We start from the raw sequence: 16,544 nt of genomic DNA, 5'->3' as shown, positions 1-16,544 counted from the left end.
TTATAACCTCCCCTCTGTTTGGATATGTAATGTACAGTAGGCTGGATACTCCTGCGAAACGGACCTAAAACCTTCCAGCAAGAATGTGGTAAGAGCCTCCAGGAAAGGCCGAGCCCCCTCTTCCCGTAGGCTTACTGAAAACCACAGATTCCCTCGTACAGGGGCATCTCCCTGCACGGATACATCAGCCCTTTCCGCTAACATCCGAAGGGCCGTACGGGACAGAACCGAAAGGGCCGCACATACCACATCATGCCCCAGTTGTCCCGCACCGGCATGACCCCAGACCTGACAATGTCGGAGAAGCCCCTTCTCATCCAGGACAACCGTGACGGAAACCATGAATTATCAGGCCCCAACGATGTCCTTTATACGAAGCACCGAATATTCCTGTCGATGCCCCTTTGTTCGGCGATAATCCTTCTTAGGCTTGTACTTAAACACAATGATCTTATCGCCCCGAACATGGTTTTCCACCACCGCCTGAACCCGGGCACCCTGCACATAGGGAGTCCCCACCACCACCTTATCCCCTGAAAGGAGGAGCACCGAGTCGATGGTAAGGGTTGACCCCACCTCGGCATCAATCTTATCAACCTGAATCAGGGAGTCCTTTTCTGCCTTATACTGTTTACCTTTGAATTCCACCAGTGCGTACATGAACTATCGCCCTCGATTTTCGTTAAAAATGTAGTCTCATTCTTATACAACGCCTACCACCGCCTCGTCAATAGGGGTGCCCCAGGGATAACCATGGCTGCTAAATTACCAGCGTCCCCGGAATTCCTTGTATGGTAAAATACCAGGAACCTGGTTTGCCCGCTAAAAAGGCCGGTAAGTCTGTGATGTTTTTCCCCTATTCCAACAAGTCCTTGCGAGGATGAATGTAATCTCCCCTTTCCAGGGAGAAGGAGCTTTCCTACATCACCTCAAGGAAAGGAATACAGACCAGATCCATGGCGGTCCGTAACACCCGGAGCACCGCCTCTGACAGGGAAAGTCTTGTGGCCGCAAGATCCGGTTCTTCCGCATTCAAAATCGGGCAATCGTGATAAAAACGACTAAAGGTTTTAGAAACCTCATATAAGTAGCTGGCAATAAGCGAGGGATCCAGCGAGCGGGCCGCCGTTTCCAGAGCCTCGGGAAACTGGGCCAGGGTTTTTAAAAGCTCCCATTCCGGATCACCGGTAAGGAGCTCTGGCCGAACCATCCCCCGGCTTGCGGCGGAACCTTCCTTTTTCCGGAGCATGGAAGAGATACGGGCCCCCATGTACTGCAGATAGGGCCCCGTGTTCCCGTTAAAGGAAAGGGATTCCTTGGGATTAAAGAGCATATCCTTGGTAGGAGACACCTGCAAGAGATAGTAATGCAGGGCCCCAATGGCAATCCGCTCCGCCACATCTTCCACCGAACCAACAATGGCTTCCCGATCCTTTTCCCGGATTTCCTCTATGGCCATTTCCTTTAAATTATCGATGAGATCATCCGCATCAACCACGGTTCCTTCCCGGCTTTTCATTTTTCCTTCGGGAAGATTCACCATTCCATAGGAAAGATGGTACAGATTGCGGGCCCATTCAAAACCGAGCTTTTCCAGTACTTTAAAGAGGACCTTAAAGTGGTACTGTTGCTCCGAACCCACTACGTAGATAAGCTGGTCAAAGGGCCAGTCCCGGTGCCGGAAAATGGCAGTCCCAATATCCTGGGTGATATAGAGAGAAGTTCCATCCTTTCGCAGCAGCACCTTCTTATCGAGTCCTTCGGCGGTTAGGTCGATCCAGACGGAACCATCGGCTTCGCGGTAAAAAATACCCCGCTCAAGGCCTTTAAGCACCTCCTCTTTTCCTTTTAAATAGGTTTCACTCTCAAAATAGTAGTGATCAAAGGAGACCCCGGTTCGTTGGTAGGTCGCTTTAATTCCTTCTACCGCCCACTGATTCATCTGTTTCCACAGGGCAATCGTCTCGGGATCCCCCGCTTCCCACTGACGAAGCAACTGTTGGGCCCGTTCTTCCGCAGTCGGGTCTTCCTGGCTCATCGTATGGAAACGAACATACCAGTCCCCAACAAAGCGATCACTCTTTACGCCCACACTTTCAGGGGTAGAGCCATTGCCCTGTTCCTTATACGCCAGCATGGACTTACAGATGTGTATTCCCCGGTCATTAATGATGCAGACCTTCCGGACCGTAGCACCGCAGGCGGCAAGGATCCGGGAAATACTTTCCCCCAGTACATCATTTCGCAGATGCCCCAGATGAAGGGGTTTGTTCGTATTGGGACTGGAAAATTCCACCATGATACGCTTCCCCGCAAGGAACGAGAGTTCCCTTCCCCGGGGCTCTTCCTTCAAAAGGGTAGAAAGCAGTTCTTGTGCCACGGAGGATCGGTTAAGGTACACGTTGACATAGGGACCCACCGCTACCGCTTTTCCCCGGCGAGCACATTCGACATCCTCTGCCAGGGAGCGGGCCACTTCGGCGGCAATAAGGGGCGGTGCCTTCTTAAGGAGCTTTGCATAGCTAAACATGGGGAATGCCAGGTCTCCCATATCAGGCCGGGGTGGTATTTCTACCACAATAGAAGCCTCGTCCAGGGCTCCTTTTTCGGCAGATCCATCCATGGCCGCCAGGGCCCGGGCGCATCGCTGTTTAAAGAAAGACTTCAGTTGGTGCATGGAATATCCTTTTCTGTGGCACCCTCCCGCAGGGTTTCCCCTGTAGTTCAGAAGGATCCCAGGAGGGCCACCATTCTTGTGTAAGAATTAGGCCCCTCTCGTCGATAGGAGCCAAGATGCTCATTCATCATCGTACAATCGGTACAATAGGCAATATGCTCTACCCCCATCATGGCGAGCAAGGCCGCATTAGCCGCCTGAAGATCCAGCCGGTAGGGCCCATCCTCCCCTTCCTGCCGCACCACCGGTCCAAGAGGATAGGGACCGGGGAGAAAGCCAAAATCTTTATGAAACTGCAGGGCCCGCTCTCTATCTACCTCGTAGCAGCAGGAGCGAATACAGGGACCCAGCACCGCCACCACCCGGGACGGAGGCACACCGCCCATCTGGGCAAGCAATTCCAGGGCATGACGGACAATACCCGTCCCCTTCCATCCCGAGTGAAGCAGAATCCGCCAGCGGCCTTCCACATCGGTAAGATACAGGGGGAGGCAATCCGCCACGGTGACCGAAAGCCACACCTCAGGTTGTTGAGTCAAAAGACCATCTCCTTCGTTATATCGATTCCATCGAGGGAAATCAACTGGCCAGACCACCTTTGAATGGGTCTGCACACAGCCTGCAACCCGGGAAGCATCGATGCCCAGATGAGAAAAGAAAATCCGCCGCGGTTCACTTTCCTCTGTGGGGTTATACCGCATGTCCCCCCATCGTCGGGAAGAAAGCACACAGCCCCCATGGGGCAACACCGTTCCCCGATATATAAAGGGAAAACGAAAATAGGGAGCCCCATCCAGGCTCAACGAAAAAGGGTATACTTCCATACTTTTGTTTTACCGTGATGTACCTCACTCAGGCAAGTAGAACGCTATAGGGGGCCCTATCGTCCCGCTTCGATTTCCTGTATTTCTGTGAGGATCTGCAGGGCCTTTTCAAAACGATAGTAGGCATCCTTTAGTTGATTCAGATATGAGCCTGACCGGCCCGAAAGGGCATTCAAATTAGCCAGGGAATCATACTTCCCCTGGGCCTCTCCATGTAAAATTCCCCCCAGTACCGCCACCATGGAACGAAAGGCCTTTGATGCCCGGCCCACAATAGAAGCCACTTCATCGGAGGCTTCCTGCACTATGGATTGAATTTTCTTTCGTTTAAGGGGGAGACTCGTGATTTCCGATTTTGCCATATCATAGCGCTTTCCTAAATCGCCGGTAGGAGACAGGTTCTGTTCAAAAGAAGCAATGGTGTCTCCCAACTTTAACAGTTCATTATAGGCCTCGGTAAATTCGGCTCGATTTTCCTTTTTATAGAACTCCCCATCAATAAGAATGGGTTTTAATACCCGATTAAGGGTAGGAAGGAATATGTATTGAGAGAAGGCTTGCAAGAAGGAAAGGGCAAAGGTGTTTTTGAGGGGTATCCCTTCGGGATTAGTTTCAGAACTCACATATAACAGGGGCTTGATGATCATTCCCTTAAAGTATTCTTTAAAATTCTCTATGAGATCTGCCCGACGGCGATTTTGCACAAAAAGAGTGAATTTTTCTTCTAACTGATGTTTCCAGTAGTCCCGATACACCACAAACCAATCTTCTCCACCCGTAATAGGTCGCGGGAGATACCCCAGGTCCCGGGAAACACAGCGAATAATGGCTGTCAGGGGAATCCGCTTATTAAACTGACGGATCCGCCCCAGGGCTTCTTCAGCCCGATTTAACAGGGTACGAATTTCAGCGGAAAGATCACTCGAATCTTCCTTTGAATGTTCCTGGAATTGAAACACAAAAAGGGTTTCCAGGAGGGGCATGGTCGGCGGGTCCTGAAGAGAATACAGAATATCGTTAAGGACCTTCATCTGGTCCAGCACCACATAGGCAGGAGCCACCGGTGCCTTGTAGGCCCCATCGTAGGTAAAGGCAGAAAGAAAGCGATCGTACAAAAACGATGAAAGCTCCTTTAAACAATGGAGCGAACGGGCATCCCGATACATACGACGCCGCTCATCTTCCTGGATGGTCTGGAAAATCTCTTCCATTGTGCGTTGCGCAAATTGACGGACATCACCGGTTGAATAAGAGCTATTGGCCTGGGAAATGGTTTCAGGATCGGTTTCCACCGTGAGCCTGCGATGGACAAAGTCCATTTCGAGCGAAGCAAGAAATGCAAAAAAGGCCCCCTTATCACTGTTCAGTCCTACATCCAGGGCCTCATAAAAAAAACGGGCCCCTTCTTTAAGAGACTCCAGTTCCTCTCGAAAACCTGATAAGAGCAGGTTTTGTCGATAATCAAACACCCCAGGGGCATGGGTTTCAACCGAAGCCCCTAGTTTTGCAATAAGCCGTTCTTCAAACAATTCTGCGGGTTTCTTCCCCGAGATAAGGGAAAGCAAAAAGAGAAAGAGCTTATAATACCACGGAGCCTGGCGATATTGCTGGGAGCTATCCACCGTCGGAGGCACATCTTCTTCATGGAAGAGCACTTCTTTAGAAAGGACCGCATAGGAATTAAGACGGGCCAGAAGTTCCCGCCGTTCTTCCAGGGATAGTTCCGCGGCCAATCTCCTAAAGGTCTCACTCTCTGCCATACTACGACTATAAATGGAAGAATAGGAAACGGTCAATGGAGAAGCCAGAAAGAGAAAAGCACAATCCAACCCATCGGGAAGGAGTTACAGGCTGGATAAGGGCCCCTTGGGAAACATCCTACACGTTATACACTGGGGGTGAACAGAAGATTGGGGTCAAGAATACATAAAAAGGGGGTCCTCACGACCCCCGCTAGCCCCTAGGGGAGTTGAACCCCTCTTTAAAGATTGAGAATCTTTTGTCCTAACCGATAGACGAAGGGGCCCTATAAAAAAAGCCCTTTTTCAGGGCCCTTTCCCCAGGGAGGATTCGAACCCCCACAAGCAGATCCAGAGTCTGCCGTGCTACCCTTACACAACCGGGGAATAACAGAAGTTCAGAACCTTCGCGAGGTGTTTGTTCGTGCACCCCAACGGCTCATACAACAGCACGAACCTACCACGTTTCATTTTTTTTGTCAATAGGAGGCTTGCTCCCTATCGCGGGGTTAATACCCATGAGCATACCCTGCCCCCCTACTCACCGTGATATTCGATAAGGGTAGTGATAGGAATATCTCCCAAGAGGGCCCGATAATTTAAAAAGGGAAGCCCCACGACCCCAAAGATACCCGCCACCTGACCACCCGCGGCAATAATGAGATCCGTGGCGGCCCGCAGGGTACCCCCCGTAGCAATGAGATCATCTACCACAAGGACCCGCTTACCCGCAGGCACATCATCAGGGTGCACCTCCAACTCGGCCTCTCCATATTCAAGCTGATACTTTTTAGAAATAGTTTTTCCCGGGAGTTTCCCCTTTTTGCGAATCAGGATAAGGGGGATTTTTAGACGATCCGCAAAGGGAGCGGCAAAGACAAAGCCCCGGGATTCAATAGCAGCCACCGCATCGATAGCGGTATTCTTATACAGCCGTTCCATTGCATCAAGACAATACTGAAATGCCCGGGGTTCGGCAAGAATACTGGTAATATCATAAAATAAGATACCCTTTTTGGGAAAGTCCGGTACCTTCCGTATCGCCGTATCAAGGTTAAAGGATTCTTCCATGGGATTCCCCCGCCTCTAAAAAATAGCCGATTGAGCATAGCCTATTAGCCCAATCCAAATCAAGAGAGCTCTTTAAAAACAAAGGGCGTGAACAGATAGGGTACTTAAAAGATCTCCGTATGAAAAGAAGTCTTTCTCGCCGGGTCGAGGAACAGCCCCCGATACCCTTTCTAGTCCTTCCATTTCAGCAAAGACCATTCATCGGTAGAGTCCGCTTTCACCATCCTCTGGATTTACAGGGTTCCTTCATAAATAAGTTTTTCTTCTCCGTCGAGGGTTACCACAAGTCGATCTTCAATTCGGTTTAAGGCATCGGCAACCTGGGAAATATATACGATATCAGGATTCACCATCTTAATTATGTCCCAGGAAAGTTCTGATACTCCTTCCAGGATGATACCGCTTACCACCCGAATAATCGGAATGAAAGATTCATCAAGGGTATGGGTTAAGAGGATTTCTCCCCCTCCCTTTCGGAGGGTCATAGAAGCCTCTTCCAGGGTTCTGGCCTTAAAGATTCTTCCGGTACAGCGCCCCCCAAAACCGTTTAGGCCCCGGGCAAGAATGTTGCCCACCACCTGTACCCGGATAGTGTTGGTCATAAGGGGAGAATTCAGAGGCGTGCCCGCTACCACCACCACCCGGTCGGAGTTGGTGACAAAGCCCCCCTCGATAGCGGCCTTCATGGCCTGTTGAATCATGAGTTCCGAGTCTTCTTCCACATGAACCAGGAGGGGTACCACCCCCCAATGAACAAGAAGTCGCCGCTGGATTCGCCTATCAGGAGTAGCCGCAAGAATTTTCCGTCCCGGTCGATAGTGGCTTACTAGCCGGGCCGTATTCCCCCGCAAGGTGGGAACCAGAATAGCCCGGGCATTAATGCTATCGGCCAGAGAACTGGCTGCCTGGGCAACCGCCAGAGCAATGTCATCAGAGGCAGCAAAACTATGCCGTTGCCATTCAAGACGCTCCTGGTATTCCCGGGACTGTTCCACCATCTGGGCAATACGGGCCATCACTTCCACCGCCACATCGGGGTAGGCTCCATTGGCCGTTTCTCCTGAGAGCATAATACAATCGGTCCCATCAAGGATCGCATTGGCCACATCGGTTGTTTCTGCCCGGGTAGGCCGAGGATTATGGATCATCGACTCCAGCATCTGGGTAGCGGTGATTACGGGCTTTCCTGCCTGGTTACAGAGTCGAATAATTCGCTTCTGTTCCAGGGGGAGTCGTTCCACCGGGATTTGGACGCCGAGGTCTCCCCGGGCAATCATGATACCATAGGAAACCCGGATGATTTCTTCGATGTTTTCAAGTCCCTCTTCGTCTTCTATCTTAGCAATTACCGGAATATCGGCCCCCAAACTGGCCAGGTATTTCTGGATTGTCGTCACATCCTGGGCCCGCCGAATAAAGGATGCGGCAATGAAATCCACGCCCTCCTGGACACCAAAGGCAATATCCTGTTCGTCCTTTTCGGTCATCGCAGGAAGTCGCGTCTTTACCCCCACCACATTCACATTCTTTTTACTGCCCATGGTTCCCCCATGGAGTACCCGGCACAGCATCTTTCGATCTTCAATGGACTCCACTTCCAATGAGATTAGACCATCGGCAATAAGGATTTTGGCGCCCAGCTTCACATCATCTGCAAGTTGCTGATACGAAACAGTGATAAAAGAGGAGGAACAATACACAGGCCTTTGACCCAAAAGCGTTTGGGCATCCTCCTCTGCCATGAGGGTAACCCGTGACCCCGCTGCAAGTTCAATCTGCCCTCCCTCTGGCACAAGACCGGTCCGGATCTCTGGCCCCTTGGTATCCAGAAGGAGAGCCACCGGGACCCCTTCAAGACGGGAGGCTTCCCGGACCAGGGCAAAACCTTCCTTGTGGTACTCATGATCCCCATGGGAAAAATTAAAACGGGCCACATTCATTCCCCGTTGAATGAGACGACGAAGGATTTCCACATTCCGAACCGCCGGCCCCATGGTACATATAATGCGGGTATTTCTTTCCATTTAGAAAACTCCTTCTCTCAATTGCATCCTTTTACAAGGAGTACCCTTATTATCTAGAACATTGAAATCTGAAGCAAAGTATACTAAACGGAAGGGAAAAAAGAAAGACTTTTGCTGGGTACGTACTTATAGATAAAGAAGGGGACACTTTTTTCTCTTTTGGGCAAACCAAGGGAATTGGTCCTCATTGCGAATACAGCCAAGACCGGGAATCGAACCCGGGACCTACGCATTACGAGTGCGTTGCTCTACCGACTGAGCCATCTTGGCGTTCGGTGCCATTATACAAAATTCACCTAAAAGGTCAAGACAAGCATCCCCGTAGTAAAACTGACACTAGAAAGGGCAAGTTCTACCGGCTAGGTCTTTTTTCGCCGGGAATTCACAAAACGCTGGAAGTCGTTGATATTTTTTACCACAATTCGGTCAGGGAATATCTCCACCCGTCGTTGGTTCACAAAATGGTTCAGGATATCCCGGGTTTGATCCGCATTCATTCCCGCCCAGTGGGCAATGTCTTCCACGGTGGTTTTAAATTCCCGTTGATCCGTCGTTTTATCAATATTAGGTTGGGTCTCATCCAGCATAAGAAAGACGTCGGCCACTTTCGCTTGAGGATCTTCCAACGTTAGAATCATAAAGCGACGTTTTTGATCGTAGATGCGTTTTGTAAAAAGCTTAAGGAGCTTAAGAGCAATCTGGGGGTTCCCCATCATTAACACTTCAAAATTCGCCCGGTTAAACTCCAGAACCTTTACCGGATCCAGGGCAATCGCCGTGGCAGAACGGGGAGAATCCTCGAGAATAGCCATTTCCCCAAACATTTCAGAGGGCTGAAGGATATCCAGGATCTTCTCGATATTTCCTATGATCTTTACCAGTTGGACCCGTCCGGATTGGATAAGGTAAAAGGTATCTCCCGGCTCATATTCTGAAAAAATGATCTCCCCTTTCTGATAGGTCCGGGCAAACCGACTAAAGGCATCCAGTTCCATACTAGGCCTCCAACAACTTTAGGGCTTTTTTTGCTTTGATATGGGCCGCATCGTCTTCATCGGGAACCATGGCAAGGATCTTTTTATAAAACGTTGAAGCCCGATCTTTGTCTCCCTTTTTCTCATAACTTTGTCCCATAAAATAGAGGGCATTGCTCAGTTCAGGATGTCGGGGATAGGTAGAAATCATGGCAGTAAAATGCTTAATACATTCATCATATTTCCCCATCAGGTACAAGCACCGCCCCAACTCATAAATACTTTTTGCCACATACTCCGGTTCCTGGTTCATTTCCACAATTTTTTTGAACATACTGAAGGCCTGGGGAATTTTTTCCTGGGTCAAAAGACTTACCGCATCGTAATAGGCCTTGGCCACACCGCTCAGGGCAGAGCCGGAACCGCCCGCAGCAGCAGGAGCGGCGGATCCCGTTCCAGCGCCCCCTCCCGCGGCTCGACTTTCTGACTCAGGGATAGGGGCAGGGCCCTTTCCTTCTCCATAGCGAGCAAGGGAACTCTCCGCGATCTCTAAATTTTTGGCGGCCTGCATGGCTAGTTTCCCCGCTGGATAGTAGGTAAGGTACCGACCAAACACATACTTGGCCTGCGCATATTGGCGATTTTTGAGGTAATATTCACCTATCCGAAAGAGCCCTTGCTCAGGATTCTGTTGTTCTTCATTCTGCATCAAGTTAGAAACCTGTTTATGGATCCTTCGCAGTTGGTTCGAAAAGACCTTGAGCATCTTTAAAATAATCCGGCTATTGGAGATGGCAAACTGTTCAAACTCACTCACCGTAAAGGCGATCACCGTGGCATCCTGCAGTACAAGAGCGGTTTCTTCTCGGGGATACCGCCCCAAGGCCGATTTTACGCCAAAAAATTCTCCCGCCTGGACCGAATCGTGGATGTCCTGCCCTGTTTCAATATCCTGATAGTTTAGACTAATCTTGCCGGACTGGAGAATGTAGATCTTATCCGCCACATCTCCCTGGAAATAGATTACAGATCCTGCTCGATACTGTAACGGCTTAGGCATGCACTTCCTCCCTCCTGTCCGGCCGCCGGCTTTTATAGGCACCCTGCATTGTTTGTCCCGGAACGGCGCTCTGCGCTTCGATATATTCCATTATATTTTCGGCACTCCGCCGGGAAACCATAGGGATAAACAGGGTTTTTCAGGAACTGGTTATGCATTCTATTGTATGATATGATGTAGTTCTATTCAAGATGATAGATTTACATACCCATTCAAGCGCCTCCGATGGCAGCCTTTCGCCAGAGGACCTGATACGAGCAGCGAAAAAAGAGGGCCTTTCGGCGATAGCCCTGACCGATCATGATACGATAGCCGGGTGTGCTGCCGCATCAGCGGTGGCACAACAAGAAGGAATAGTCTTCATTCCCGGGGTAGAAATCGAGATTCCCTGGGAGCCGGGGGAGTTTCACCTCTTAGGAATCGGTTTGTACCGCATTGCTCCTTCCCTCGAGGAAGCCCTCCGGTATCTAGAAGAGGAACGTCACCAACGGAACGAGCGTATAGTCCAGAAGATGCAAGAAATGGGCATCCCCGCCTCGTACGAAGACATACGCCAGGGAATACCGGGGCCTGTGGGGCGTCCCCACTTTGCTCGATTTTTAGTAGAACGACGCATCGTGAAAACGAAAGAACAGGCCTTTCTCCGCTATCTTGCTAAGGGACGGGTTCTCTATGTCCCCAAGGGGGCCCTGAAACTTTCCCATGCCGTACGATGCATCACCGAGTCAGGGGGTATTCCCATCCTGGCTCACCCCCTCTCACTCTATGTATCCTGGGGAAAATTACCGGGGGTCTTAGAAGAACTCAAAAGCCAGGGGATCCGGGGCATTGAGGCCTGGCATCCCACCGCCCGGGTCGCAGAGTGCGAACGCCTTGAGAAGCTCGGGAAAAACCTGGGTTTTCTGATTACCGCCGGCAGCGATTATCACGGCAGTTCCCGGCCAGAACGGCAATTGGGAAGAACCGCGGGGAACCGAATTATCGACGATCACTGGGCAGCCCCCTTTCTTCCCAGCCCCGCCAAGAATTCCTAAAGAAGAACCATGCCAGCGAAGGGCCATTATTCTTCGCCAAAACCATCCAGGGGATCCTCACCGGTTAACCGATAGGAGAGGGCTTCTTCCACATCTTCAGCCCGGATCTCCGATCGATCCGCGAGGTCCGCTATGGTGCGGGCAAGGCGAAGCACCCCATGGAATCCCCGCCCTGACAGATGATAGTCCCGCGCCTGGTTCTCGAGCTGTTCCTGAAGGGGGAGAGAAAGACCCATCACTTTTGAAAGGGCCCCCGCGGGTATTCGACTGTTCCGCCGACAGGGAAGCCCAAGACGGTTAAACCGTTCCCTTTGCCGTTGTACAGCCACCATAACCCGTTGTTGAATAACCGCACTTTCTTCTTCTTCCAAAGAGTTCACGCAAGAAGGGGGACGAACCGCCACCCTCAGTTCAATACGATCCAGGAGGGCGCTCCCCAATCGCTGCCAATGGCGCTGAATCTCCGATTCAGAACAGAAACAGAGGGAACCCACCGCAGGATCTTCTATTCCGAGCTTTCCGCAGGGACAGGGATTGGCCGCCAGGAGAAGCTGGAACTGGGCCGGAAGCTGTACACTGGACTCAGAACGGGCGATGGTAATGACCCCCTCTTCCAGGGGTTCCCGGAGGGCCTTAAGAACAGGCCGGGCAAACTCGGGCGCCTCGTCCAGGAAAAGCACCCCGTAATGGGAAAGGCTTATCTCCCCCGGTCGAACCGTTCGTCCGCCCCCGAGGATGCCTTCCATACTGGCCGAATGATGGGGACTACGAAAGGGAGGGTCCAGACTTACGACTCCCTCTTTCACCAGCCGCTGTCGCTCCTGGCCTGAAAGGTTATATAGCTGAAAGACCTCTATCGCTTCTTCCGGCAAAAGGGGAGCCATAATAGAAGGAAGGCGAAAGGCCAGCATGGTCTTTCCACAACCGGGAGGTCCGTAGACTACTAGATGATGGCCCCCTGCAGCGGCGATTTCAAGGGCCCGTTTATAGCGGCCCTGTCCCCGGACGTCGGAAAAATCCCCCCATCCCAGGGAAGATTGCCGCAAAGACCGATCTCCCGGAAGGGCGTTTCCCCCTCCTGAACCACAGCCCGGCCCCGCCGGAGAGGACTTCCCCGCGGCAGAACCATACGACGGCACCGGCGCAGGAAGTTTCCCAGGCAAAGAAAAACATCGCTCTGTTCCCCACTGCCGGGCACAATGCACCGCGTCCTCGAGGGTCGCCGCCCCCGCATACCAGCGGGGCCGGGCAAGGGCAGCCTCTTCCAGGTTTTCTGCGGGGACCAGAAACCCACCAAGCCCCGTCTTCATACCCGCCAGGACTGCCGCCATGACGGCCCGCACCGGACGAACCTTCCCCGAGAGCTCCAATTCACCGAGGACCATAAGGTCCTCGAGAGGAGGGACAAGGCCTGCGGCGGCCATGATAGCGAGCGCAATGGGCAGATCTAAGGCTGCCCCTTCTTTTTTCACCCCCGCGGGGGCAAGATTCACCACAATCCGTTCCTGCGGAAAGGGGAACCCCGAATTTCGGAAGGCCACCCGGATTCGTTCCCGGGCTTCCCGGATGGCATTATCCGCCAGGCCAGAAATTTCGATACCCGGGATTCCGCGCCGCAGGTCCGCCTCAATCTTTAAAATGAAACCTTCCATTCCATAGGGTATGTAGGAGAATACATGCATACCTAAGATAGGGGGTATATGGTCAGATTGCTTGAGCTTTTTGTGGTATTAGCATACACTATCGCGGGAAACCCGCCACGAATACCGCATCTTACTTTCGGGCTTCTTGCATCCCTCGGGGGAGAGATTCAGGACACCATCCCACCGGCGGTACGCCTACTTTTCTGCACCTTTTCATTAATTTATCAATTCTTAACAATTTACTAACAATTCGCTTATATAGTAAGACTATGTTCAGGAAAAAGAAAAGGGGCTATACTCACTATGATTAAGAGTGCCACGGAACATATCAAACAAAGGACGGACATATGACGGGAAGAATTCACCTGGAAGAGGCAAAGCGACAGATCCAGGATCAACTGCTTCACATGGGAGTGAAAGTAAAGGACGATCTTTTAAAAGCCGCCCAGGCATTAAAGGAGATGGATCTCCCCCTTGCCCAGGAAGTAAAGGATGACGACCCGGAGGTAAACAAACTCCAGATCGAAATTGAAGAAACCTGTGCCCGGGTTATTGCCACCCAGCAACCGGTAGCCCAGGATATGCGGTGGCTCTTAAGTTGCATCAAAATTGCCAATGAATTAGAGCGCATAGGAGACTATGCGGTCCATTTAGCAAAAACGGTGTTAAAACTGGAGAAACAAAGCTCCTTAGCGGCCACGGAACAGCTTTTTACCATGGCCCACATCGGGAGTACCATGGTAGAAGCGGCTATCGAAGCTTTCATTGCAATGGATATGGAAAAAGCAAAAAACATTGCCCAAAAGGATGATGAAATAGACCAGCTCCATAAAGAACTGGTGGCTAATGTGATAGAAATCATCCAGAAGCATCCTGAAAAAATCTCTTCGGGGAATCGGCTTATCCAGACCTCAGGCTACCTGGAACGGCTGGGAGACCATGTCACCAATATCTGTGAAATTATTGTCTACTGTGGGACCGGGGACAGGGTAGAACTGAACGATTAACCAGGAGGAACCGGTGGCGAAGGCTACGATTCTTGTGGTAGAAGATGATGCGGATATACAGGAGCTTCTAGCATATAATCTCGGGAAAGAAGGGTACACGGTTGTAACCGCCGATAACGGCGAACGGGCCCTTGAGATCCTCGAAGTAACAAATCCGGATGTGATTATCCTGGACATCATGCTTCCGGGGATGGACGGAACGGATGTGCTGAGAACGATCCGCCAGGATCATCGATTTAAACAGATCCCGGTGATCATGGCGACCGCCAAAAGCGAGGACATGGATATTATCACCGGCCTTGAACTTGGGGCCGACGATTACATCGCCAAACCCTTCAGCCCCCGGGTGCTCATCGCCCGGATTCGGGCCCTTCTTCGACGAACCCATATGAAACAGGGCCTCGGCCCACTAAAAGAAGAGATTATTAAACGGAAAAACCTTGTTATTGATCCAGGGCGCCACATGGTTACGATTGACAATGTTCCCATCGACATTTCCGCCACCGAATTTGCCATTCTGGAATTCCTTGCCCGCAATCCCGGCTGGGTCTTTTCCCGAAACCAGATAATCAACGCCGTTAAAGGAAAAGATTACCCCGTAACCGAACGTTCGGTAGACGTACAAATCCTGGGACTCCGCAAAAAGCTCGGCCCCCTGGGGGACCTGATTGAAACGGTTCGAGGAGTAGGGTATCGTTTCCAGGATTGTAAAGATGAAATATAAAAGTATCTTTAAAAAGCTCCTTACGTCGTACTGTATCATCATCGTTGTTTTTATGGGATTTTTTATCCCCCTGGGGGTGTTTACCTTTCGTATGCAAACCTATGAGGCTACCATCAAAGAGCTTCAAGATCTGGTAAGTCTGATAGACACCCTCCTGTCGCTCCCTTCGATAGAAAAATCATCGGTCTTTGAATATGTTCAAAATCTGGGAGAAACAAGATCCTTCCGTATCACCCTTATTACAAAGGACGGCACGGTCTTAGCCGACTCCAGGGCCGATCCCGCCACCCTGGACGATCACAGTCGCCGTCCCGAGGTAATCTCCGCCCTTACCAAAGGAGAAGGACGGGCGGTCCGCTATTCTGTCTCGATCCAGGAGGAGATGGTGTACTATGCCCAGAGGAAACAGCTGGATACGGGGGAACTCGTCATTGTCCGGGCCGCCCTGCCCCTCCATCTCCTGAACCAGGAAATCCGGCGCTTTTACCTTCGATTTTTTCTTCTCATGCTGCTGATTGGTGGTATCTCCTTTCTCCTTGCCTGGTACCTTTCCCGCAGCATCGAAGGGCCCATTAAGAAGTTAACGGATCTAGCCCGGGACTTTAGCAAGGGGGCTTCCCTATCTCCGATATACCTTGAAGGTCCGGAGGAACTCCAAACCCTGGCCTATACTCTGAATACGATGGCAGAGGAGATCGAAAAACGGATCCAGGAAAGCACTCGCCGTCGAGAGGAGATAGAAACCATCTTTACCTGTATGAGGGAAGGCGTTATTGTACTGGACCAACACCTTCGGGTATATCAGGCAAATCGAGCGGCCTTCCTCATGGTAGGAAAAACGGAGGTCCCTGCCGATTTTGTCGGTTCCCCTCTTTTGGAACTTTTTCCTCTTTCAGAACTGAAAACCTTCGTGGATCAGATGCTCCAGCACAACACATCCTTTGAGGGAACCGTGTCTTCCTGGGATCGAAACCAAAAGAAGTTCCAGGTCTACGGGGCGCCCCTGTTAAATTCACAGCGGTATATCCTGGTGCTCCACGATATCACCCATCTTTCCCGGCTGGAACAGATCCGTAAGGACTTCGTGGCCAACGTCTCTCATGAACTCCGTACCCCCATCACCTCTATCAAGGGTTTTGTAGAAACCCTCCAGGATGGGGCAGGGGAAGACCCTCAGTTGCGCCGTCGCTACCTGGACATCATTGCCCGTCATACTATACGGATGGAGCATATTATCGAAGATCTCCTTTCCCTTGCCCGAATAGAACAGCAAGAAGGACGCATTTTGGAAACAGAAGATACCAACCTTAAGATGATGCTCGAAGAGATAGTCGAACTCTTTGAGCCGCTTGCTAAGGAAAAGAACATAGAGGTTACCCTGTTCTGTCCCCCAGATATCACCCTTAAGCTCAACCCTTCTCTCTTTGAACAGGCCCTGGCCAATCTTTTAGACAATGCCCTCAAATATTCTCCTTCTGATACCCGGACCACTATTGAGGTCCGGGACCTCCCAGCGGAAATTCAGATCCTCTTTAGGGACGAAGGGAATGGGATTCCCGCCCGGGATCTGGATCGCATTTTCGAACGCTTTTACCGGGTCGATAAAAGCCGAAGCCGCGAAGCGGGGGGCACCGGTTTGGGCCTTTCCATCGTAAAGCACGTGGTGCAACTCCATGGGGGCACCGTCTCGGTACACAGTGTAGAAGGGGTTGGATCGACCTTTACTATCCACATACCCAAAAAGCTTGACCAGGTTTTGGAATAAGG

The 16,544-nt window shown here is 51.2% G+C and carries 14 protein-coding genes and 3 tRNA genes; 4 read left to right on the top strand and 13 right to left on the bottom strand.

Annotation, left to right across the window (positions count from 1 at the left end):
* The 12 genes from C5O22_RS01285 to C5O22_RS01230 all read right to left on the bottom strand — a co-directional run bounded on the left by C5O22_RS01285 (position 1) and on the right by C5O22_RS01230 (position 10,369).
* The gene (locus tag C5O22_RS01285) at positions 1-342 is read right to left on the bottom strand and encodes a ribosomal-processing cysteine protease Prp (RefSeq protein ID WP_132779389.1); all 342 of its coding nucleotides are present in this window, start codon (positions 340-342) and stop codon (positions 1-3) included.
* A gap of 6 nt (positions 343-348) precedes the next feature.
* Entirely contained in the window at positions 349-660 is a 312-nt protein-coding gene (gene rplU / locus C5O22_RS01280) for a 50S ribosomal protein L21 (protein WP_132779388.1), read from the bottom strand.
* 259 nt (positions 661-919) lie between these two features.
* On the bottom strand, positions 920-2,677 hold the full coding sequence (argS, locus tag C5O22_RS01275) for an arginine--tRNA ligase (RefSeq protein WP_132779387.1): 1,758 nt from the start codon (positions 2,675-2,677) through the stop codon (positions 920-922).
* A gap of 47 nt (positions 2,678-2,724) precedes the next feature.
* Positions 2,725-3,501 (bottom strand): purine nucleoside phosphorylase YfiH/LACC1 family protein, encoded by a 777-nt coding sequence (locus C5O22_RS01270; RefSeq protein ID WP_132779385.1) that lies wholly within the window; start codon positions 3,499-3,501, stop codon positions 2,725-2,727.
* Positions 3,502-3,557: 56 nt separating this feature from the next.
* Complete coding sequence (locus C5O22_RS01265; RefSeq protein WP_132779383.1) at positions 3,558-5,261, bottom strand: DUF5312 family protein; 1,704 nt, start codon at positions 5,259-5,261, stop codon at positions 3,558-3,560.
* A 194-nt stretch (positions 5,262-5,455) separates the two neighbouring features.
* Positions 5,456-5,527 (bottom strand) — tRNA-Glu (locus tag C5O22_RS01260).
* A gap of 29 nt (positions 5,528-5,556) precedes the next feature.
* Positions 5,557-5,627: transfer RNA gene (locus C5O22_RS01255), tRNA-Gln, on the bottom strand.
* 150 nt (positions 5,628-5,777) lie between these two features.
* Positions 5,778-6,311: an adenine phosphoribosyltransferase gene (locus C5O22_RS01250; protein ID WP_132779381.1), complete on the bottom strand. Its 534-nt coding sequence runs from the start codon at positions 6,309-6,311 to the stop codon at positions 5,778-5,780.
* Positions 6,312-6,544: 233 nt separating this feature from the next.
* Positions 6,545-8,335 carry a pyruvate kinase gene (pyk, locus tag C5O22_RS01245; RefSeq protein WP_132779379.1) on the bottom strand — a complete coding sequence of 597 codons (1,791 nt, stop codon included), beginning with the start codon at positions 8,333-8,335 and terminating at the stop codon, positions 6,545-6,547.
* 197 nt (positions 8,336-8,532) lie between these two features.
* Positions 8,533-8,605 (bottom strand) — tRNA-Thr (locus C5O22_RS01240).
* Between the two features lie 89 nt (positions 8,606-8,694).
* Positions 8,695-9,330 (bottom strand): Crp/Fnr family transcriptional regulator, encoded by a 636-nt coding sequence (locus tag C5O22_RS01235; protein ID WP_132779377.1) that lies wholly within the window; start codon positions 9,328-9,330, stop codon positions 8,695-8,697.
* 1 nt (position 9,331) lies between these two features.
* Positions 9,332-10,369 carry a cyclic nucleotide-binding domain-containing protein gene (locus tag C5O22_RS01230; RefSeq protein ID WP_132779375.1) on the bottom strand — a complete coding sequence of 346 codons (1,038 nt, stop codon included), beginning with the start codon at positions 10,367-10,369 and terminating at the stop codon, positions 9,332-9,334.
* Between the two features lie 191 nt (positions 10,370-10,560).
* Between C5O22_RS01230 and C5O22_RS01225 the strand changes: the two genes are divergently transcribed.
* A complete protein-coding gene (locus C5O22_RS01225; protein WP_132779373.1) occupies positions 10,561-11,403 on the top strand; it encodes a PHP domain-containing protein in 843 nt (280 codons plus the stop codon).
* 26 nt (positions 11,404-11,429) lie between these two features.
* Here the strand turns inward: C5O22_RS01225 and C5O22_RS01220 are convergent, their stop codons facing one another.
* On the bottom strand, positions 11,430-13,055 hold the full coding sequence (locus tag C5O22_RS01220; protein ID WP_243692839.1) for a YifB family Mg chelatase-like AAA ATPase: 1,626 nt from the start codon (positions 13,053-13,055) through the stop codon (positions 11,430-11,432).
* 338 nt (positions 13,056-13,393) lie between these two features.
* On the opposite strand from C5O22_RS01220, the gene phoU reads away from it, so the two are divergent.
* The 3 genes from phoU to C5O22_RS01205 are packed head-to-tail and all read left to right on the top strand — an operon-like array spanning position 13,394 to position 16,542.
* Entirely contained in the window at positions 13,394-14,053 is a 660-nt protein-coding gene (gene phoU, locus C5O22_RS01215; RefSeq protein ID WP_132779368.1) for a phosphate signaling complex protein PhoU, read from the top strand.
* A 13-nt stretch (positions 14,054-14,066) separates the two neighbouring features.
* Positions 14,067-14,777: a response regulator gene (locus C5O22_RS01210; RefSeq protein WP_132779366.1), complete on the top strand. Its 711-nt coding sequence runs from the start codon at positions 14,067-14,069 to the stop codon at positions 14,775-14,777.
* Entirely contained in the window at positions 14,767-16,542 is a 1,776-nt protein-coding gene (locus C5O22_RS01205) for a sensor histidine kinase (protein WP_132779364.1), read from the top strand. The genes C5O22_RS01210 and C5O22_RS01205 overlap by 11 nt, the downstream gene beginning before the upstream one ends.
* Positions 16,543-16,544: the final 2 nt, after the last annotated feature.

It is taken from the genome of Treponema sp. J25 (genome assembly GCF_004343725.1).
Taxonomy (GTDB): Bacteria; Spirochaetota; Spirochaetia; order Treponematales; family Breznakiellaceae; genus J25.
Note: the sequence above shows the minus strand (reverse complement) of the source record. Positions and strands in the feature narration are given on the sequence as shown.

Excerpts from the sequence above, each read along its gene's own strand:
- rplU (WP_132779388.1), bottom strand. The coding sequence starts at position 660 with ATGTACGCACTGGTGGAATTCAAAGGTAAACAGTATAAGGCAGAAAAG.
- C5O22_RS01270 (WP_132779385.1), bottom strand. The coding sequence starts at position 3,501 with ATGGAAGTATACCCTTTTTCGTTGAGCCTGGATGGGGCTCCCTATTTT.
- C5O22_RS01220 (WP_243692839.1), bottom strand. The coding sequence starts at position 13,055 with ATGGAAGGTTTCATTTTAAAGATTGAGGCGGACCTGCGGCGCGGAATC.
- argS (WP_132779387.1), bottom strand. The coding sequence starts at position 2,677 with ATGCACCAACTGAAGTCTTTCTTTAAACAGCGATGCGCCCGGGCCCTG.
- C5O22_RS01230 (WP_132779375.1), bottom strand. The coding sequence starts at position 10,369 with ATGCCTAAGCCGTTACAGTATCGAGCAGGATCTGTAATCTATTTCCAG.
- C5O22_RS01225 (WP_132779373.1), top strand. The coding sequence starts at position 10,561 with ATGATAGATTTACATACCCATTCAAGCGCCTCCGATGGCAGCCTTTCG.
- C5O22_RS01285 (WP_132779389.1), bottom strand. The coding sequence starts at position 342 with ATGGTTTCCGTCACGGTTGTCCTGGATGAGAAGGGGCTTCTCCGACAT.
- C5O22_RS01250 (WP_132779381.1), bottom strand. The coding sequence starts at position 6,311 with ATGGAAGAATCCTTTAACCTTGATACGGCGATACGGAAGGTACCGGAC.
- pyk (WP_132779379.1), bottom strand. The coding sequence starts at position 8,335 with ATGGAAAGAAATACCCGCATTATATGTACCATGGGGCCGGCGGTTCGG.
- C5O22_RS01235 (WP_132779377.1), bottom strand. The coding sequence starts at position 9,330 with ATGGAACTGGATGCCTTTAGTCGGTTTGCCCGGACCTATCAGAAAGGG.
- phoU (WP_132779368.1), top strand. The coding sequence starts at position 13,394 with ATGACGGGAAGAATTCACCTGGAAGAGGCAAAGCGACAGATCCAGGAT.
- C5O22_RS01205 (WP_132779364.1), top strand. The coding sequence starts at position 14,767 with ATGAAATATAAAAGTATCTTTAAAAAGCTCCTTACGTCGTACTGTATC.
- C5O22_RS01265 (WP_132779383.1), bottom strand. The coding sequence starts at position 5,261 with ATGGCAGAGAGTGAGACCTTTAGGAGATTGGCCGCGGAACTATCCCTG.